19 protein-coding genes are annotated in these 19,334 nt (G+C 39.7%); 15 read left to right on the top strand and 4 right to left on the bottom strand.

Going from position 1 to position 19,334, the window contains the following annotated elements:
• Positions 1-110: 110 nt before the first annotated feature.
• From gyrB to dnaA, 4 genes are read right to left on the bottom strand one after another with little or no spacing between them, the layout of a single operon-like run.
• Positions 111-2,528, bottom strand: a complete 2,418-nt coding sequence (gene gyrB / locus A6E03_RS17260) for a DNA topoisomerase (ATP-hydrolyzing) subunit B (protein ID WP_065594542.1) — start codon at positions 2,526-2,528, stop codon at positions 111-113.
• A 17-nt stretch (positions 2,529-2,545) separates the two neighbouring features.
• On the bottom strand, positions 2,546-3,625 hold the full coding sequence (gene recF / locus A6E03_RS17265; RefSeq protein ID WP_065594543.1) for a DNA replication/repair protein RecF: 1,080 nt from the start codon (positions 3,623-3,625) through the stop codon (positions 2,546-2,548).
• Between the two features lie 13 nt (positions 3,626-3,638).
• Positions 3,639-4,739, bottom strand: coding sequence for a DNA polymerase III subunit beta (gene dnaN, locus A6E03_RS17270; RefSeq protein ID WP_065594544.1), 1,101 nt, complete (start codon positions 4,737-4,739; stop codon positions 3,639-3,641).
• A 31-nt stretch (positions 4,740-4,770) separates the two neighbouring features.
• On the bottom strand, positions 4,771-6,177 hold the full coding sequence (dnaA, locus tag A6E03_RS17275) for a chromosomal replication initiator protein DnaA (RefSeq protein WP_065594545.1): 1,407 nt from the start codon (positions 6,175-6,177) through the stop codon (positions 4,771-4,773).
• A 294-nt stretch (positions 6,178-6,471) separates the two neighbouring features.
• Between dnaA and A6E03_RS17280 the strand changes: the two genes are divergently transcribed.
• From A6E03_RS17280 to atpB, 15 genes are all read left to right on the top strand, one after another.
• Positions 6,472-7,224: an amino acid ABC transporter substrate-binding protein gene (locus A6E03_RS17280; protein WP_065594546.1), complete on the top strand. Its 753-nt coding sequence runs from the start codon at positions 6,472-6,474 to the stop codon at positions 7,222-7,224.
• Positions 7,225-7,368: 144 nt separating this feature from the next.
• Positions 7,369-8,040 carry an amino acid ABC transporter permease gene (locus A6E03_RS17285; protein ID WP_065601395.1) on the top strand — a complete coding sequence of 224 codons (672 nt, stop codon included), beginning with the start codon at positions 7,369-7,371 and terminating at the stop codon, positions 8,038-8,040.
• Positions 8,037-8,774 (top strand): amino acid ABC transporter ATP-binding protein, encoded by a 738-nt coding sequence (locus A6E03_RS17290; protein WP_065594548.1) that lies wholly within the window; start codon positions 8,037-8,039, stop codon positions 8,772-8,774. Before A6E03_RS17285 ends, A6E03_RS17290 begins: the two co-directional genes overlap by 4 nt.
• A gap of 186 nt (positions 8,775-8,960) precedes the next feature.
• Positions 8,961-9,095, top strand: a complete 135-nt coding sequence (rpmH, locus tag A6E03_RS17295; protein WP_065594549.1) for a 50S ribosomal protein L34 — start codon at positions 8,961-8,963, stop codon at positions 9,093-9,095.
• 16 nt (positions 9,096-9,111) lie between these two features.
• Positions 9,112-9,465 (top strand): ribonuclease P protein component, encoded by a 354-nt coding sequence (rnpA, locus tag A6E03_RS17300; RefSeq protein WP_083201875.1) that lies wholly within the window; start codon positions 9,112-9,114, stop codon positions 9,463-9,465.
• Positions 9,432-9,689 (top strand): membrane protein insertion efficiency factor YidD, encoded by a 258-nt coding sequence (yidD, locus tag A6E03_RS19915; protein ID WP_081091604.1) that lies wholly within the window; start codon positions 9,432-9,434, stop codon positions 9,687-9,689. Before rnpA ends, yidD begins: the two co-directional genes overlap by 34 nt.
• 2 nt (positions 9,690-9,691) lie before the next feature.
• On the top strand, positions 9,692-11,317 hold the full coding sequence (gene yidC / locus A6E03_RS17305) for a membrane protein insertase YidC (RefSeq protein ID WP_017020783.1): 1,626 nt from the start codon (positions 9,692-9,694) through the stop codon (positions 11,315-11,317).
• Positions 11,318-11,415: 98 nt separating this feature from the next.
• Complete coding sequence (mnmE, locus tag A6E03_RS17310) at positions 11,416-12,783, top strand: tRNA uridine-5-carboxymethylaminomethyl(34) synthesis GTPase MnmE (protein ID WP_065601397.1); 1,368 nt, start codon at positions 11,416-11,418, stop codon at positions 12,781-12,783.
• A 58-nt stretch (positions 12,784-12,841) separates the two neighbouring features.
• A complete protein-coding gene (mioC, locus tag A6E03_RS17315; protein WP_065594552.1) occupies positions 12,842-13,276 on the top strand; it encodes an FMN-binding protein MioC in 435 nt (144 codons plus the stop codon).
• 422 nt (positions 13,277-13,698) lie between these two features.
• Positions 13,699-15,588 (top strand): tRNA uridine-5-carboxymethylaminomethyl(34) synthesis enzyme MnmG, encoded by a 1,890-nt coding sequence (gene mnmG, locus A6E03_RS17320; RefSeq protein WP_065594553.1) that lies wholly within the window; start codon positions 13,699-13,701, stop codon positions 15,586-15,588.
• Position 15,589: 1 nt separating this feature from the next.
• Complete coding sequence (rsmG, locus tag A6E03_RS17325) at positions 15,590-16,219, top strand: 16S rRNA (guanine(527)-N(7))-methyltransferase RsmG (protein ID WP_065594554.1); 630 nt, start codon at positions 15,590-15,592, stop codon at positions 16,217-16,219.
• A 15-nt stretch (positions 16,220-16,234) separates the two neighbouring features.
• Positions 16,235-17,032, top strand: a complete 798-nt coding sequence (locus tag A6E03_RS17330) for a ParA family protein (protein ID WP_065594555.1) — start codon at positions 16,235-16,237, stop codon at positions 17,030-17,032.
• Positions 17,025-17,915 (top strand): ParB/RepB/Spo0J family partition protein, encoded by an 891-nt coding sequence (locus A6E03_RS17335; protein WP_065594556.1) that lies wholly within the window; start codon positions 17,025-17,027, stop codon positions 17,913-17,915. Before A6E03_RS17330 ends, A6E03_RS17335 begins: the two co-directional genes overlap by 8 nt.
• A 183-nt stretch (positions 17,916-18,098) precedes the next feature.
• A complete protein-coding gene (locus tag A6E03_RS17340) occupies positions 18,099-18,488 on the top strand; it encodes a F0F1 ATP synthase subunit I (RefSeq protein WP_065594557.1) in 390 nt (129 codons plus the stop codon).
• Between the two features lie 8 nt (positions 18,489-18,496).
• Positions 18,497-19,294 carry a F0F1 ATP synthase subunit A gene (gene atpB, locus A6E03_RS17345; RefSeq protein ID WP_065594558.1) on the top strand — a complete coding sequence of 266 codons (798 nt, stop codon included), beginning with the start codon at positions 18,497-18,499 and terminating at the stop codon, positions 19,292-19,294.
• The last annotated feature ends 40 nt before the right edge of the window (positions 19,295-19,334 follow it).

The raw sequence follows: 19,334 nt of genomic DNA on the forward strand, positions 1-19,334 counted from the left end.
GATAAATTGCCGCTGTAATCGCTTAGTTCAAGGAGAAGGCGCGGAGCTTATGAATATAAGCGAGCACCTTCGACGCAGAAATTAGTGATTACAGCAAATATTTACTCAGCTTAGACGTCTAAGTTAGCAACGCGTAGTGCGTTTTCTTCAATGAAGTTACGACGCGGCTCAACATGATCACCCATTAGCGTAGTAAACAACTCATCCGCACTTACTGCGTCATTAATCGTTACTTGCATCATACGGCGAGAATCAGGATCCATCGTTGTTTCCCAAAGCTGCTCAGGGTTCATCTCACCTAGACCTTTGTAACGTTGTAAGTAAACGCCACGACTAGAGTCTTTAATTAACCATGCAATCGCTTCATCCAATGTTTCTACTGGTTGCTTACGCTCACCACGTTGTGCGTAAGCGCCTTCTTCAATCAGACCATTAAGCATTTCTGATAAATCAGCGATACGACCGTACTCTTTCGAGTTAAGCAGATCGGCACTTAATATGTGTTCGTGTTGAACACCGTGAGTACGAACAACAAGCTTAGGCTGATGAATATTTAACTCTTCGTTAAAGTCTAGAGCTGCGTTGTATTGGCTTGCACCGACTTCATGCTCGTTAAGTTCAGTCACTAATGCTTCAGTCCATGCTTGAACTGTCGCTTCATTAGCACACTCATCTTGAGTTAGACGAGGCGTATAAATCAAACGATTCAATAGCGCTGATGGGTAACGACGACTCATGCGCTCAATTAATTTAACCACACCATTGTATGTACGAATTAAATTCTCAAGCTCTTGACCAAAGATCGATTCATCTGGATTAACAAATAACGCCGCATTGTCTAACGCTTGTGTAATTTGGTATTCACCCTTCGCTTCTTCATCTTTAAGATATTGCTCTTGTTTACCTTTTTTCACTTTGTAAAGTGGTGGTTGAGCAATGTAGATGTAGCCACGTTCAATCAGCTCAGGCATTTGACGGTAGAAGAAAGTCAAAAGTAGAGTACGGATGTGAGAACCATCGACATCGGCATCGGTCATGATGATAATGTTGTGGTAACGCAGTTTATCCGGATTGTATTCGTCACGACCAATACCACAACCTAATGCAGTAATTAGCGTACCAACCTCTTGAGAAGAGATCATTTTATCAAAACGTGCTTTTTCTACGTTTAGAATTTTACCTTTAAGCGGAAGGATCGCTTGGTTTTTACGGTTACGTCCCTGCTTGGCTGAACCGCCAGCAGAGTCCCCTTCCACTATGTATAGTTCAGATTGTGCAGGATCTTTTTCCTGACAATCAGCAAGCTTACCAGGAAGACCTGCGATATCTAACGCGCCTTTACGACGAGTCATTTCACGAGCCTTACGAGCGGCTTCACGAGCACGAGCCGCATCAATGATTTTAGAACAAACCATTTTAGCTTCGCCTGGGTTTTCCGCTAAGAATTCAGCTAATTTTTCATTCATTGCTGATTCAACCGCAGACTTCACTTCTGAAGAAACCAGTTTGTCTTTAGTTTGGCTTGAAAACTTAGGATCAGGCACTTTAACAGAAACAACGGCTGTTAGGCCTTCACGAGCATCATCACCTGACGCTGATGATTTTGCTTTCTTAGAAAAGCCTTCTTTGTCCATGAACGAGTTCAAAGTACGCGTTAACGCAGAACGGAAGCCAGATAAGTGAGCACCACCATCGCGTTGTGGGATGTTATTGGTATAACAGAAAATGTTCTCTTGGTAAGAGTCATTCCACTGCATCGCTACTTCAACAACAATACCGTCTTCTTTACGCTCGGCATCAAAATAAAATATTTTCTGATGTACTGGTGTTTTGTTACGGTTCAAATGAGTAACAAACGCTTTAATGCCACCTTCAAACATGAAGTGATCAGATTTATCTTCTTCACGCATGTCTTGCAGACGGATAGATACGCCAGAGTTTAAGAAAGAAAGCTCACGTAAGCGTTTCGCTAGAATGTCATACACAAATTCAATGTTTGCGAACGTTTGATCACTAGGCCAAAAACGGATTTTAGTACCCGTAGTATCAGTTGTACCAATAACGGCTAATGGCGCTTGAGGAACACCATGACAATAAATTTGTTGGAAAACTTCGCCTTTACGATTAATCGTCAGCTCAACTTTCTCTGATAATGCGTTTACAACTGAAACACCAACACCGTGAAGGCCACCCGATACTTTGTATGAGTTATCATCAAACTTACCACCAGCGTGAAGTACCGTCATGATAACTTCTGCAGCAGATACGCCTTCTTCTTCGTGAATTTCAGTTGGTATACCACGACCGTCATCACTTACAGAAACAGAGTTATCTTCATGAATCGTAACTATGATGTCGCTACAGTGACCAGCAAGAGCTTCATCGATTGAGTTATCGACAACCTCAAACACCATGTGGTGAAGACCAGTACCGTCGTCGGTGTCGCCGATATACATACCCGGACGCTTACGTACTGCATCCAGACCTTTTAGTACTTTAATACTCGATGAATCATAATTTTCTGACATGAGTTACTCTCGCGTTTTTATCCTTGGGCTATTTTGCCATGTTCTATCTCAAACATCTTGCTTTCTTCATCATGCATATCTGCAATCTGTTCAGCAGTAATTGAACTAATAAACACCTGAGCCTTTGTCTGCTTCAAATATTGAGCTAACAATTGACGGCGGTGACTATCCAGTTCAGAAGCAAAATCGTCTATTAAATAGATGCACTGTTTTCCTGTTGCTTCTGTTAAATGCTGCCCTTGCGCTAATCGTAACGCGCATACCATCAACTTAAGTTGACCTCTGGACAACACATCTTCAACAGGAGTGCCTGCAACTTTAATTCGTAAGTCGGCTTTATTTGGGCCGCCGACGGTATAACCCAGCTGTTTATCTCGCTCAAAATTTCGTTTAAGCAATTCCGCGTAAGGAGTCTCTCTCTCCCAACCTCGGTAGTATGACAGCTTTATGTCGAATTCTGGTAAGAATGCCTGACATATTTGTTGAGTTGCTTCAGATATGTGATTGATATAATCCACTCGCCACTGATCAATTTTCTCAGCTAGCTGTGCAAGTTCCAAATCCCAGTAACTCAACTCTCGATAACTTTGTGCCGTTTTTAATAACGCATTTCGTTGTTTGGTTAACCGTTTAACCCGGCTCCATGCATCGTAAAATGCAGGTTCCACGTGAAACACTCCCCAATCAATAAAGGCACGACGAAACTTAGGACCATCGGTAACTAATTCAAACCCCTCAGGGTGAATAAGTTGAAGTGGTAAAACCTTGGCTAATTGTGCCAGTTTTTGTCCACTTTCTCCGCCTATTTTTACTTCAGTTGTGCCATCTCTCTGTTTATTTATGCCTATTGGCAATTCAAACTGTTCTGGCGTAGTAAATCGACCATGAATAAAAAGCTCGTCACAGCTATTTCGAATAATTCGACCTGTTAACGAGCTTTTAAAAGAACGCCCGTGTCCGAGCAAGTATATCGCTTCAAGGACACTGGTTTTCCCACTTCCATTAGGACCGATAACAAAATTAAAGCCGGTAGATAATTGAATATCACACGTTTCAATATTGCGAAAATCATTAATAATTAAACGTGATAACGGCATCTATTTTTGTCTTTTACAGACGAATTGGCATAACAACATATTGCGCTTCATCATTCGCACAATCTTCCACTAATGCACTCGCATTTGCGGTTGTCATCGAAATTCGTACTCGTTCACATTTCAACGTATTAAGTACATCTAGTACATAGCTAACGTTAAAACCAATTTCAATGTCTTCACCTTGGAAATCGACATCTAAAATTTCTTCCGCTTCTTCTTGCTCTGGGTTGTTCGCTGTAATACGCATTTGGTTGTTTGCCAAATTAACACGAACACCTCGGAATTTTTCATTCGATAAAATAGCAGCACGAGCAAACGCTTGACGCAATTCGTCACAATCGGCTTCTAGTGTTTTATTACTACTTTGCGGCATTACACGGCGATAATCAGGAAAACGACCATCTACAAGCTTAGACGTAAATACAAAATTATTTACTTCAGCACGCACATTTGAATTACCAAACTGTAACGTAACACTCTGTTCTGGCGAGTCAAGAAGACGAACTAGCTCTTGAATACCTTTGCGTGGCATGATCACTTGTTGTTCAGGTAGTTCTGACTCAACGGGCATATTACATACTGCCATTCGATGGCCATCTGTCGCTACTGAACGGAAAATATTACCTTGAGTTTCAAACATCATACCATTAAGGTAATAACGAACATCTTGGTTCGCCATCGAAAACTGTGTACTTTCTATTAGCTTACGCAGTTGAGCTTGAGATAGCGTGATCTCAACTTCACTCTGCCAACCTTCAATATTAGGGAAATCATTCGCAGGTAAGGTCGCCAATGTGAATCGGCTACGACCCGAACGCACTAAAACACGATCGCCTTCTAATGCGATCGTAATATTTGCGCTATCAGGTAACCCGCGACAAATATCAAGGAACTTACGAGAAGGAACCGTAATTGTACCGGCTTCAAAATCCCCTTCTAATGTGATTTTACTGATCAATTCTACTTCTAAATCGGTTGCGGTCATAGACAACTGACCATTTTCTACCTGAAGTAAGATATTACCTAAAATTGGCAATGATGGACGGCCACCAAGGGCACCAGATACTTGTTGCAGTGGCTTTAATAGCAAGCTGCGTTCAATAGAAAATTTCATAATACTCGTTTATTTAAAAGTAGATAATGACTTACGATGACAAAGTTCGAATCAAGTTGGAATAGTCTTCTTTTATATCATGACTCTCTTCACGAAGCTGAGCTATTTTTCGACAAGCGTGAAGTACCGTTGTATGGTCTCGGCCACCAAATGCATCACCGATCTCGGGTAAGCTATGGTTAGTTAACTCTTTTGATAGCGCCATTGCAAGTTGGCGTGGACGAGCAACCGAGCGAGAACGACGTTTAGATAATAAATCCGCCATCTTAATTTTGTAGTATTCCGCTACGGTTTTTTGAATATTATCAATCGTCACTAGCTTTTCTTGAAGCGCTAATAAATCTCGTAGGGCTTCTCGCACAAAATCAATCGTAATTGCACGACCAGTAAAGTTTGCATTAGCAATAACACGGTTAAGAGCACCTTCTAATTCACGTACATTAGAACGTAAACGTTTTGCTATAAAGAAGGCAACTTCATCTGCTAGGTGAATCTGATGATCTTCTGCTTTCTTCATTAAGATAGCAACCCGAGTTTCTAATTCTGGCGGCTCAATCGCAACGGTAAGACCCCAACCAAAACGAGACTTAAGACGATCTTCTACGCCGTTAATTTCTCTTGGGTACTTATCCGAAGTCAAAATGATTTGTTGATTACCTTCCAATAACGCATTGAAGGTATGAAAGAATTCTTCTTGAGAACGTTCTTTATTTGCAAAAAATTGAATATCATCGATTAATAATGCATCGACACTACGGTAATAACGTTTAAATTCTTCAATCGCATTATTTTGTAGAGCTTTAACCATATCTTGTACAAAACGTTCAGAATGCATGTATACCACTTTCGCATCTGGTTTACGTTCAAGAATCGCATTACCTACGGCTTGCAATAAATGGGTTTTACCTAAGCCTGTCCCACCGTATAAGAAAAGTGGGTTATACGCCGTTCCTGGATTATCAGAAACCTGACGAGCAGCAGCCAAACCAAGTTGGTTTGATTTACCTTCTACAAAATTCGTAAATTTATGCTTAGGGTTCACGTTTGAGCGGTGATTTAGATCATCAACAGGCTCTGGTCCTCTTGATTCCCATGGCTTATGCACTGATTGTCGAGCTTGAAGTTGTGCAGGCGCTGATGTAGAAGCAGCAACATCTGCAGCGGTTCTTTTAGGTGCAGGTGGTGCAGATATAGGCTTGCTTCCCACTTCAAAACGTAATGTAGGAACATCGCTACCGCAGAACTCATTTAATAACGAGTTAATGCTATTTAGGTATTTATCACGCACCCAATCCAATACGAAGCGGTTCGGCGCAAATAGCGTAAGGGTATTGTCATTTAATTCAGCTTGCAGTGGTCTAACCCACATGCTGAATTCTGCGGAAGGTAATTCTTCTTGAAGGCGCTGTAAACACTGCAGCCAAAGCGATGAAGACACGGACAACCCCACTCATAATTAATTTTAAAAGGTTGTCGATTTTATACTGTGGATAACTATTGTGCCAGTGTTAGATCGTTGATCCGGTGAATAAGATCGAAGTTATTCACACCGATCACGGTTTTTTACCTAGATCAACACACTTTTTACCCGAGTTATACCCATATTAATCAACAATGATTAAAAAAAATACGTTATTGAGCATTTGGTTATTACAAATAACTAGAGAGTATTTAGACGTGAATCGCAAAAAAAGTATGATAAACCCACAGATGAATAATGGGAGTATCAATCATGAAATGGACAAAAAATATCCTTACTGGATTAGCGTTAACTTTAGCTGCTACACAATTTGCACAAGCAGCCACAGAAGTAAAAGTAGGGATGTCAGGTCGTTATTTCCCATTTACCTTTGTTAAGTTGGACAAACTGCAAGGTTTTGAAGTTGATTTATGGGATGAAATTGGTCGTCGTAATGACTACAAAGTAGAATATGTTACTGCGAGCTTTTCTGGCCTATTTGGTTTATTAGAAACGGGTCGTATTGATACCATTTCAAATCAAATAACAAAAACAGAAGCACGTGAAGCAAAGTATCTTTTTGCTGACCCTTATGTTGTCGATGGCGCTCAAATTACCGTCCGTAAAGGTAATGACAGCATTAAAGGTATTGATGACTTAGCTGGTAAAACAGTAGCTGTGAATTTAGGCTCTAATTTTGAGAAGTTGTTGCGAGATAACGACAAATCGAATCAAATTAACATCAAAACTTATGATACGGGTATTGAACATGATGTTGCTTTAGGTCGTTCAGACGCTTTCGTGATGGATCGTTTATCTGCTGCACAATTGATTAAAAAATCAGGCTTGCCCCTACAACTTGCTGGCGAACCTTTTGAAACCATTGAAAACGCTTGGCCGTTTGTGAAAAATGAAAAAGGTCAAAAACTTCAACAAGAAGTAAATAAAGCTCTGTCAGAAATGCGTACTGACGGTACCTTGGCTGAAATATCTCAGAAATGGTTTGATACTGACGTAACAAAATAACCTATAGTGTATTAAGTAAGCGTTCACTTCGGTAGAGCAATCAAAACCCACTATCACTGTAGTGGGTTTTGTGTTTATTGCTTATCTCATTTATTTATTCAACACTGTTCACAGTTACTTTTTCTTAATACATAGAGATACATTATGGGATTTGATTTTGCGTATATGATTGAACTCTTACCGATACTGCTTAAGTATTTAGGTACGACATTAGAAATGGCGGTATGGGGATTATTCTTTGCATTAGCTCTGGCGCTAGTATTAGCGAATTTAAGAGTGTTTAAAGTTCCGGTATTAGATCAACTCAGTCAACTTTATATTAGTTTTTTCCGTGGAACACCTCTGCTTGTTCAATTATTCCTCCTTTATTACGGCTTGCCTCAAGTGTTCCCTATTTTTGTGGGACTGGATGCATTCAGTGCTGCCGTTATTGGTCTAACACTACATTTTGCTGCGTATATGGCAGAAAGTATTCGTGCCGCTATCATTGGGGTTGATCGCAGCCAGATGGAAGCGAGCTTATCGATAGGCATGACAACCTCTCAAGCAATGCGTCGTATTATTCTTCCTCAAGCGACAAGAGTTGCCCTACCTTCATTAATGAATTACTTCATTGATATGATTAAATCCACCTCATTAGCCTTTACGCTTGGTGTGTCTGAAATCATGGCAAAAGCGCAAATGGAAGCGTCTTCCAGCTTTAAGTTCTTTGAAGCATTCTTAGCTGTCGCCCTTATTTATTGGGGTGTCGTTATTATTCTTACCCGAGTACAAACTTGGGCTGAAACTAAACTAAATAAGGCCTATGTACGATGATAAAAATAACGAATCTACATAAAAGCTTTGGTGACACAGAGGTCCTCTCCGGCATCGATTTAACGATCAATAAAGGAGAGATAATTGCTGTAATCGGATCCAGTGGCACAGGTAAGTCAACTCTATTAAGATGTGTGAATTTTCTTGAAGCTGCAGACAAAGGAACCATCACTATTGGTGATGTCAGCGTTGATAGTGAAAAAAATACCAAAGCAGAAATATTAGCTTTACGACGAAAAACAGGCTTTATCTTCCAAAACTATGCCTTATTCTCTCATTTAACCGCACGACAAAATATTGCGGAGGGCTTAATAACTGTCCACAAGTGGAAAACGGCTGATGCACTGAAAAGAGCCCAACAAATATTAGACGATATAGGCCTTAGTGATAAAGGCGATAGTTACCCTGCAGCACTCTCTGGAGGGCAACAACAACGTGTCGGTATTGGCAGAGCAATGGCATTAGAAGCTGAGCTACTATTATTTGATGAACCCACGTCAGCACTCGATCCTGAGTGGGTCAATGAAGTGCTAGCATTAATGAAAAAACTGGCAACACAGCACCAAACGATGTTAGTGGTTACCCATGAGATGCAATTTGCGAAAGAAGTCGCCGACAGAGTTATCTATATGGCTGATGGAAAAATCGTAGAACAAGGAACACCAGAGCAAATTTTTGGTTATCCACAGGATCTAAAATTGCAGAAATTCTTGAATCAAGTAGGGATCGCATAAAGATCCTTGCGCTCTCTCTCACAAAAAGTATAATTCATCGTCCGGAAAATACGTGGAACCTCTTATTGACTATTTTTCTGCCAATGATTACAATTCCGCCTCTTTGTTGAGAGGCGTCGGAATGTACGTCCCACGCCGGGTTTAAATTAAACCTAAAAACTACTGATCAGTAATAAGGTAATACCAATGAAACGCACTTTCCAACCTACAGTTCTTAAACGTAAACGTTCTCACGGTTTCCGTGCTCGCATGGCAACTAAGAACGGTCGTAACACAATTAACGCTCGTCGTGCTAAAGGCCGTAAGCGTCTATCTAAGTAATCACCAGATTATTTTGATGAATTACGACTTCTCTCGGGAGTTACGCTTGTTAACTCCCGAAGATTACAAATCAGTTTTCAAGCAAGCTCACCGAGCAGGCTCACCTCACTTCACCATTCTTGCCAGAGAAAACTCACTATCACACCCTCGTTTAGGTCTTGCTGTTCCTAAGAAGCAAATTAAAACTGCTGTTGGTCGCAATAAGTTCAAACGTATTACACGTGAAAGTTTCCGCAATAAGCAATATTCCTTACCTGCGAAAGACTTTGTGGTTATCGCTAAAAAGAGTGCTCAAGAATTGAGTAACGAAGACTTTAACAAGCTACTAGATAAATTATGGCATCGCCTGTCTCGCCCTTCTCGTGGATAGCAATCGGTCTTATCCGTTTTTATCAACTCGTCATCAGTCCAATGATTGGACCTCGCTGTCGATTTACTCCAACGTGTTCACATTATGCAATTGACGCACTAAAGTCACACGGTTTAGTAAAAGGGTGTTGGCTAACTGGCAAACGTCTATTAAAATGTCATCCTTTGAATGATGGGGGCTATGACCCCGTCCCACCCAAGCAGCATAAAGACAGAGAACAATAACGATGGATACCCAACGTAATATTCTGTTGCTTGCACTGGCTTTAGTTTCTTTTTTACTTTTCCAACAATGGCAAGTAGAAACTAATCCGCAGCAACCAGCTACAGTTAGTACCGTTCAACAGACACACAAGAACGGTGATGTTCCAACTTCGTCAACAGCAAACAGTGATGCACCAGTGGATTCAGCTCAATCTGATAAACTGATCACAATTACGACTGATGTGCTTACTTTAAAAGTAGATACATTAGGCGGTGACATTATTGAATCTGTTCTTAATAAATACGATGCTGAATTAGACTCTAAAGCAAAATTCGTTCTTCTTAAGAATGATGCTGATCATAGCTATATTGCTCAAAGTGGTTTGATCGGTCCTCAAGGTATTGATTCAAATACCGGCCGTGCACAATTTACGGCTAAAAAAACAGATTACGTTTTAGCTGATGGCCAAAACGAATTACGCATTCCTTTAACATTAGAGAAAAACGGTATTACTTATACTAAAACTCTAATCGTTAAGCGTGACAGCTACGCAATTGATGTTGAATATACGGTGAACAACCAATCTTCAGCACCAGCGACAGTAGAAATGTACGCAAACTTAAAGCAAAACTTATTGGATGACGGTGGCAGTTTAACAATGCCTACGTACCGTGGTGGTGCTTATTCAACTGAAGACACTCGCTATAAAAAATACAGCTTTGATGACATGGAAGATAAGAACTTATCTATCGACATGACAAATGGTCAAGGTTGGGCTGGTATGTTGCAACATTATTTTGCATCCGCTTGGATCCCTCGTAACGTTAATGACGCAACACTGACGACTCGTGTTGCTGGTGATTACGGTTACATTGGCGTTCGTATGCCTTCAGTAACGATTCCTGCAGGTCAAGAAGATACGTTGACTGCTACGCTTTGGACAGGTCCAAAACTTCAACCACAAATGGCAGCGACTGCTAAATACTTAGATTTAAGTGTTGATTACGGTTGGTTATGGTTCATCGCTTCTCCACTTCACAAACTATTGTCTTTCATTCAAAGCATCGTTGGAAACTGGGGTCTAGCAATTATGATCCTAACGTTCATCGTTCGTGGTGCAATGTACCCGCTAACGAAAGCACAATATACATCAATGGCTAAAATGCGCATGCTTCAACCTAAGTTGGCAGCAATGCGTGAACGCATTGGCGATGACCGTCAACGCATGAGCCAAGAAATGATGGAGCTTTATAAGAAAGAAAAAGTAAACCCACTAGGTGGTTGTTTACCTATCGTTCTTCAAATGCCAATCTTTATTTCGCTATATTGGGCACTAATGGAATCCGTTGAACTTCGTCATGCACCATTCTTTGGTTGGATCACGGATTTATCAGCACAAGACCCGTACTACATCCTGCCGTTGTTAATGGGTGCGAGTATGTTCTTAATCCAGAAAATGAGCCCTACAACAGTAACGGATCCAATGCAACAGAAGATCATGACATTCATGCCTGTTATGTTCACCGTGTTCTTCTTATGGTTCCCTGCTGGCCTAGTTCTTTACTGGTTAGTATCAAACGTCGTAACGTTAATTCAGCAAACTCTGATTTATCGTGCACTTGAGAAAAAAGGCTTACATTCTAAGTAAGTTAACTTTCTAAAGAAATAAACAAAAGGCGGCCATTGGTCGCCTTTTTTGTTTTATCGGCTTACAATATGCTCAAGCAATAGACATTAAGAATAATCATGACATTACATACAGACACCATCGTTGCACAAGCAACAGCCCCTGGACGAGGCGGCGTAGGCATCATTCGAGTATCAGGTCCTAAAGCTCAACAAGTCGCCCTAGAAGTCGTAGGAAAGACACTTAAGCCGCGTTACGCTGAGTACACGCCATTTAAAGATGATAATGGTTTAGAACTTGATCAAGGTATCGCCCTGTATTTTCCGAATCCACATTCTTTTACTGGTGAAGATGTTCTAGAGCTTCAAGGACATGGCGGTCCTGTCGTTATGGATATGTTGATTAAACGCATCTTAAAAATTGAAGGGATCCGAACGGCTCGCCCAGGAGAGTTCTCAGAAAGAGCTTTTTTGAACGATAAAATGGATTTAGCCCAAGCAGAAGCCATTGCCGATTTAATTGATGCAAGTTCAGAAGAAGCAGCAAAATCAGCACTTAATTCATTACAAGGTGTTTTCTCTAGAAAAATAAACACCTTAGTTGAATCACTTATTTATCTGCGTATCTACGTTGAAGCTGCGATAGATTTCCCAGAAGAAGAAATCGACTTTCTGGCGGATGGCAAAGTGAGTGGTGACTTACAAGGCATTATTGATAACCTTAACGCGGTTCGCCAAGAAGCGAATCAAGGTGCCATTATGCGTGAAGGTATGAAGGTAGTTATTGCAGGTCGCCCAAACGCAGGTAAATCGAGCCTTCTGAACGCATTATCAGGCAAAGACAGCGCTATCGTTACTGATATCGCAGGCACAACCCGTGATGTCTTGAGAGAGCATATTCACATTGATGGTATGCCATTGCATATTATTGATACCGCAGGTCTTCGAGAAGCGTCAGATGAAGTAGAACGTATTGGTATTGAACGAGCTTGGCAAGAAATAGCCCAAGCTGATCGCGTTTTATTTATGGTAGACGGTACAACAACCGATGCCACTGACCCTAAAATTATCTGGCCAGAATTTCTTGATCGTTTACCTGAGAGCATGGGTATGACCGTGATCAGAAATAAAGCCGATCAAACAGGCGAAGATCTTGGTATTTGCCATGTAAATGATCCGACTCTTATTCGCTTATCTGCAAAAACGGGTGAAGGAGTAGATGCATTACGTAACCATCTAAAAGAATGCATGGGGTTTTCTGGTAATCAAGAAGGTGGCTTTATGGCACGCAGACGTCATCTCGAAGCATTAGAAAAGGCATCTGAACACCTTGATATCGGTCAGCAACAACTTGAAGGCTATATGGCAGGTGAAATTCTTGCAGAAGAATTAAGAATCGCCCAACAACATCTAAGTGAAATTACTGGTGAATTCACCTCTGACGATTTACTCGGTCGCATATTTACCTCTTTTTGCATAGGTAAGTAACACTAAATAATACAAACAATAATGGGCTATTAAGGCCCATTTTTTATAGGAAAAATTCATGAAAAACGTATCTATTATTACAGGAAGCACTCTTGGTGGTGCCGAGTACGTTGGTGATCATCTTGCCGATTTACTAGAAGATATGGACTTTATTACGGACATCCATAACCAGCCTAATTTAGATGAAATAGACAATAATAGTCTTTGGATTCTTATTATTTCCACTCATGGAGCTGGGGATTATCCAGACAACATCAAACCTTTTATCCAACAACTCACAAAAGACACCTTAAACACATCAAAAGTAAGGTTTGCTGTCGTTGCGATTGGTGATTCAAGTTACGACACTTTCTGTGCGGCTGGTAAATCATTACAAAATACCCTCTTAGAATTAGGTTGTATTGAAGAATTTCCACTTTTAGAGATAGATGTCACTCAACATAGTATCCCTGAAGAACCTGCAGAGTTGTGGCTAAAAGAGCATATTTGTTAACAACTCGTTTATTAAGGTAAGTAAAAGTTATTAAATAGGAAACACCTAATATGTGGATAACTATAGATAGATCCAGTGATCAAGTTATAGTTATCCATTGAATAAGATCTACCTCACTCCCCCCTTGTGGATAACCTATCCTTTTATCCTCAGGTCATCCGATCGAAGATCAAAGAAAAGTAACAAGTTTCGATCGATCTAAAGTCTATGATCCAATTGATCATTTATCACTTATCCACAGAGATCGACGATCTATATAATAGATCTAATAAGAGATCTCTTTAAAAGATCTTAAATATATTAATGATCTTTCTTTTTTGAACTTCATCACTTTTTCGTTTCTTTCCAAGCTAGAAAAAGGGTAAAATAGATCTCTTAAGTTAAATTCTTCTAACTCTTTCCATTACACCTAAGGTCTAATCATGTTTTACCAAGAAAACTTTGATGTCATTGTTATTGGCGGTGGTCATGCGGGTACTGAAGCAGCACTTGCTGCAGCAAGAACTGGGCAAAAGACACTTCTACTCACTCATAACATTGACACATTAGGTCAAATGTCGTGTAACCCAGCGATTGGTGGGATCGGCAAAGGCCATCTGGTAAAAGAAGTTGATGCCTTAGGTGGATTAATGGCACAAGCCATTGATCACGGTGGTATTCAATTTAGAACTCTGAACGCATCAAAAGGTCCAGCAGTTCGAGCAACTCGAGCTCAAGCTGATAGAGCATTGTATAAAGCATTTGTCCGTTCAGTATTAGAAAACCAACCAAATCTAACCTTATTTCAACAAGCAGTTGATGATTTGATCATTGAAAATGATAAAGTTATCGGTGCCGTTACTCAAATGGGCCTTAAATTCCGTGCTAAATCGGTTGTATTGACCGCTGGAACCTTTTTAGGGGGTCAGATACATATTGGTATGGAAAACTTCTCAGGAGGTCGTGCAGGAGATCCTTCTTCGATCACTTTAGCGCAACGTTTACGAGATCGTCCATTTAGGATCGGCCGTTTAAAAACAGGTACACCTCCTCGTATTGATGCTCGTACTGTTGATTTTTCAGTATTAGAAGCTCAACCAGGTGACAACCCAACCCCTGTATTTTCATTTTTAGGTAATCGAACTCAACACCCTAAACAAGTAAATTGTTTTATTACTCATACCAATGAAAAAACGCATGATGTAATCCGTAAAAACCTTGATCGTAGTCCAATGTATGCGGGTGTTATTGAAGGAATTGGTCCTCGTTACTGCCCTTCAATTGAAGATAAAGTAATGCGCTTTGCAGACAAAGATAGCCACCAAATCTTTATTGAGCCTGAAGGCTTAACAACACACGAATTATACCCAAATGGGATTTCAACCAGCTTACCATTCGATGTTCAATTACAAATTGTTCAATCAATGAAAGGCTTCGAAAATGCACACATCGTGCGTCCAGGTTACGCGATTGAGTATGATTTCTTTGATCCTCGTGATTTAAAATCAACGTATGAAACTAAGTTTATTGAAGGTTTATTCTTCGCAGGTCAAATCAATGGCACAACCGGATATGAAGAAGCGGCCGCTCAAGGTTTAATGGCTGGCTTAAACGCAAGTCTATTTTCTCAGGGCAAAGAAGGTTGGAGCCCACGACGTGATGAAGCATATATGGGGGTATTGATTGATGATTTATCAACACTTGGTACTAAAGAACCTTACCGTATGTTTACTTCTCGTGCCGAATATCGATTGTCTTTACGTGAAGATAATGCCGACTTACGTTTAACAGAACAGGGGCGTGCTCTTGGTCTAGTTGATGATGTCCGTTGGGCTCGTTTCAGTGAAAAAGTAGAAAATATTGAGAAAGAAAATCAACGTTTAAAAGATATTTGGGTTAATCCTAAGTCTGAAAATATTGATCAAATAAACTCGATCTTAAAAACTCCGATCGTTCGTGAAGCAAATGGAGAAGATCTTCTTCGTCGTCCTGAAGTGACTTATTCATCGTTGATTTCTCTTGAAAACTTTGGACCGGCTATTGATGATCGTCAAGCGGCTGAGCAAGTTGAAATTCAAGTGAAATACGCAGGTTATATTCAGCGTCAACGTGATGAAATCGAAAAATCATTACGTCATGAAAATACCAAACTGCCGTTAGATTTGGATTACAGTAAAGTCAAAGGCCTTTCAAATGAAGTCGTTGCTAAATTAAGTGATGCAAAACCTGAGACTTTAGGGATTGCTTCTCGTATTTCAGGTATTACGCCAGCAGCAATTTCAATTTTATTAGTACATTTAAAGAAACACGGTTTATTAAAAAAAGGTGAGTAACGTGACCGATTTATCTCAACAATTCGATCGTTTGATTGCTCAAACCGATTTAACTGTCTCTGAATTACAAAAAGAACAGCTATTAGGTTATGTAGCTCTGCTTCATAAATGGAACAAAGCGTATAACTTAACATCGGTAAGAAACCCAAGTGAAATGATAATAAAACATATCTTGGATAGCATAGTGGTTAGTCCAAAGTTATCTGGTGAGCGTTTTATTGATGTTGGTACAGGGCCTGGTTTACCAGGAGTACCATTAGCTATCATGAACCCTGAAAAATCATTTACACTGCTTGATAGCTTAGGTAAACGAATTCGCTTTATCAAACAAGTAATTCATGAGCTAAAAATTCACAATGTTATGGCTATTCAAAGTCGTGTAGAAGAGTTTCAGCCTGAAGAAAAGTTTGATGCAGTCCTAAGTCGTGCCTTTGCATCAATGACAGACATGGTGAATTGGTGTCATCATCTACCAAAAGAAGATGGTGTATTTTTGGCATTAAAAGGGATCTACTCAGAAGATGAAGCAAATGATCTTCCTGAATGGTGTTCAGTCAGAGATGTAGTGGCATTGATCGTTCCGGAGTTAGAAGGTGAAAGACATTTAGTCACCTTAACCGGAAAAAAATAATGGAATGAGGTTAATGTGGGAAGAGTTATCTCTATTGCGAACCAAAAAGGTGGCGTAGGAAAAACAACGACAGCGGTGAACCTTGCCGCTTCAATGGCTGCAACAAATCGTAAAGTATTATTGATTGACTTAGATGCTCAAGGTAATGCAACTATGGCCAGTGGCGTAGATAAGTACGATGTAGATGCAACTGCTTATGAGTTGTTGGTTGATGAAGTACCTTTTGAAAAGGTAGTAATAGAGAAAACGTCTGGAGGCTATGATTTAATTGCAGCAAACGGTGATATCACCGCAGCTGAAATTAAATTAATGCAGATCTTTGCGCGTGAAGTTCGTTTACGCAATATGATCTACCCAATTCGTGGTAACTATGATTTCATCTTTATTGATTGCCCTCCCGCATTAAACCTCCTTACAATTAACGCCATGGCTGCGTCTGATTCTGTTCTTGTCCCTATGCAGTGTGAGTATTATGCACTCGAGGGATTAACCGCTTTGATTGATACAATTAGTAAATTAGCGGCTGTAGTGAATGCCGATTTAAAGATCGAAGGGTTATTAAGAACCATGTTTGATCCTCGCAATCGCTTAGCTAATGATGTATCGGATCAATTAAAAAAACATTTCGGAGATAAAGTGTATCGCACTGTGATCCCTCGGAATGTGCGTTTAGCAGAAGCTCCAAGTCATGGTAAACCTGCAATGTATTATGATAAATACTCAAATGGTGCAAAGGCCTATTTAGCCCTTGCCGGAGAGATAATTCGCCGTGACGAAGTTGAAAAAGAAAGGGAAACAGAAATTCATGGGTAACAAACGTGGTTTAGGTAAAGGATTAGACGCCCTATTAGCAACAAGCTCGCTAGCTCGTGAAAAACAAGCGGCAGCAGAACAAAGTGAATCTATTTCAAAGGAGACGCAATTAATTGAATTGGGAATACATCAATTAAATGCAGGTCAATACCAACCAAGAAAAACAATGGAAGAAGAAGCATTAAATGAATTATCGGCTTCTATTCGTTCTCAAGGTATTATTCAGCCTATCGTTGTACGTCAAATTTCTCATCAACAATATGAAATTATCGCAGGTGAAAGACGTTTTAGAGCTGCTAAGAAAGCAGGATTAAAGCATGTTCCATGTGTCGTTAAAGTCGTTGAAGATAAAGCAGTAATAGCAATGGCTATCATTGAAAATATCCAACGTGAAGACCTTAATGCGATAGAAGAAGCACAAGCGTTAGAACGTTTACAGCAAGAGTTTGAATTAACTCATCAACAGATCTCTGACGTTATTGGTAAATCTAGAACGACAGTTACTAATTTACTGCGTTTAAATGCGCTTTCGGATGAAGTTAAAGCTCTTGTTGAAAATAAATTGTTAGAAATGGGTCATGCGAGAGCATTGTTAGCATTAGATGCTGATTCTCAAATTAATCTTGCTCATTTAGTGATAAAAAAGAAACTAACTGTTCGTCAAACAGAACAGCAAGTTAAAGCTCTTTTAGCACCTAAAAAAGAAGAAAAATTAATAAAACAAGATGTAGAAATGATCGAGATGTCAGATAAATTATCTGCAATGCTTGGTTCTAAAGTTGTGATTAATAGAAATTCATCAGGTAAAGGGAAGTTAACGATTACCTTTGATGAGGTTCACAAATTGGAACAACTTATCGCAAAACTAGAAAGCGAAGTGTGATATAAAATGGTGTTTAAAAGCAAAATTGCATTTTACGGAGTAAAAGTTACTGCTTTGTTCTCATAAATGTAACTTTTTAATGCTATTTGATTGCATTCATATTGGTCCGACGTATAATTTTTGCAAAATCTTCGCTTTATGTTGATTTATATCAAAGCGAAGATGCTTTAAAAGGAAGAATACATGGTAGTTACGCTGGCTAAACCTGGGCGTTTGCTTGCTAAGCGATTGTTATTGATTCAGCTTAGTGTTACTACAGTTATGGCAATAGGGATGAGCATAGCCATTAGTGCTAGTTGGGGAATGTCTGCATTGGTTGGGGGTAGTATTTTTATTATCGCTAATACAGTGTTTTCAAAATGTGCATTTATGTTCAGTGGAGCAAGAGCGGCTAAAATGGTTGCGGCTTTTTTCTATTTGGGTGAAGTGCTTAAAATTCTTATAACAATTGTCTTATTTTCTATTGTTTACGTGTATACGGAGGTGGAACTTGTTCCCCTCAAACTAACCTATTTGCTGGTACTGGGTAGTAATATCTTTGCACCAGTTTTCTTTATTAACAACAGGAAATAGGAAAAGTTATGTCTGCGTCAACGCCTACTGAATATATTAATCATCACTTGCAGAATCTCTCTTTAGGGAAGTTAGGCATTGTTGATGAATTAAGTTTTTGGAATGTGCATATAGACAGTTTGTTTTTTTCTGTGCTAACAGGTGTGTTATTCCTTTGGGTATTTCGTTCTGTAGCTAAGAAATCAACGACTGGAGTACCAGGTAAATTACAGTGTTTCGTCGAAATGGTAGTTGAATTCGTTGATGGTAACGTAAAAGAGACTTTCCACGGCAGAAATCCTTTGGTTGCTCCATTAGCTTTAACCATATTTTGTTGGGTAATTATAATGAATGTCATGGATTTAGTTCCTATTGATTTCATTCCTTACTCTGCTGAACATTTGCTAGGCATCCCTTATCTTAAAGTGGTTCCAACAGCTGATGTAAACATTACTATGGCGATGGCTCTTGGTGTGTTTGCTTTGATGATTTATTACAGCATTAAAGTAAAAGGCCTAGGTGGTTTTGCAAAAGAATTAGCATTACATCCATTTAATCATTGGATCATGATCCCATTCAACCTACTTATTGAAGTTGTTTCGCTATTAGCTAAACCTCTTTCTTTAGGCATGCGTTTGTTTGGTAACATGTTTGCTGGTGAAGTGGTATTTATACTAATTGCTGCAATGTTACCGTGGTATTTACAATGGGTCGGTGCGTTACCTTGGGCTATTTTCCATATTTTGGTTATCTTAATCCAAGCATTTGTTTTCATGATGTTGACAATCGTTTATATGTCAATGGCTCATGAAGATGGCGATCATTAATTTTTAATTTTTAATACAACTCTATCTATTCAATTGGAGA

Origin of the sequence: Aliivibrio sp. 1S128, assembly GCF_001691065.1 — a bacterium.
Taxonomy (GTDB): Bacteria; Pseudomonadota; Gammaproteobacteria; order Enterobacterales; family Vibrionaceae; genus Aliivibrio.

Excerpts from the sequence above, each read along its gene's own strand:
- mioC (WP_065594552.1), top strand. The coding sequence starts at position 12,842 with ATGAAAAACGTATCTATTATTACAGGAAGCACTCTTGGTGGTGCCGAG.
- mnmE (WP_065601397.1), top strand. The coding sequence starts at position 11,416 with ATGACATTACATACAGACACCATCGTTGCACAAGCAACAGCCCCTGGA.
- rnpA (WP_083201875.1), top strand. The coding sequence starts at position 9,112 with ATGAATTACGACTTCTCTCGGGAGTTACGCTTGTTAACTCCCGAAGAT.
- dnaN (WP_065594544.1), bottom strand. The coding sequence starts at position 4,739 with ATGAAATTTTCTATTGAACGCAGCTTGCTATTAAAGCCACTGCAACAA.
- recF (WP_065594543.1), bottom strand. The coding sequence starts at position 3,625 with ATGCCGTTATCACGTTTAATTATTAATGATTTTCGCAATATTGAAACG.
- A6E03_RS17285 (WP_065601395.1), top strand. The coding sequence starts at position 7,369 with ATGGGATTTGATTTTGCGTATATGATTGAACTCTTACCGATACTGCTT.
- yidC (WP_017020783.1), top strand. The coding sequence starts at position 9,692 with ATGGATACCCAACGTAATATTCTGTTGCTTGCACTGGCTTTAGTTTCT.
- gyrB (WP_065594542.1), bottom strand. The coding sequence starts at position 2,528 with ATGTCAGAAAATTATGATTCATCGAGTATTAAAGTACTAAAAGGTCTG.
- A6E03_RS17335 (WP_065594556.1), top strand. The coding sequence starts at position 17,025 with ATGGGTAACAAACGTGGTTTAGGTAAAGGATTAGACGCCCTATTAGCA.
- yidD (WP_081091604.1), top strand. The coding sequence starts at position 9,432 with ATGGCATCGCCTGTCTCGCCCTTCTCGTGGATAGCAATCGGTCTTATC.
- A6E03_RS17280 (WP_065594546.1), top strand. The coding sequence starts at position 6,472 with ATGAAATGGACAAAAAATATCCTTACTGGATTAGCGTTAACTTTAGCT.
- atpB (WP_065594558.1), top strand. The coding sequence starts at position 18,497 with ATGTCTGCGTCAACGCCTACTGAATATATTAATCATCACTTGCAGAAT.
- A6E03_RS17340 (WP_065594557.1), top strand. The coding sequence starts at position 18,099 with ATGGTAGTTACGCTGGCTAAACCTGGGCGTTTGCTTGCTAAGCGATTG.
- A6E03_RS17290 (WP_065594548.1), top strand. The coding sequence starts at position 8,037 with ATGATAAAAATAACGAATCTACATAAAAGCTTTGGTGACACAGAGGTC.
- rpmH (WP_065594549.1), top strand. The coding sequence starts at position 8,961 with ATGAAACGCACTTTCCAACCTACAGTTCTTAAACGTAAACGTTCTCAC.
- mnmG (WP_065594553.1), top strand. The coding sequence starts at position 13,699 with ATGTTTTACCAAGAAAACTTTGATGTCATTGTTATTGGCGGTGGTCAT.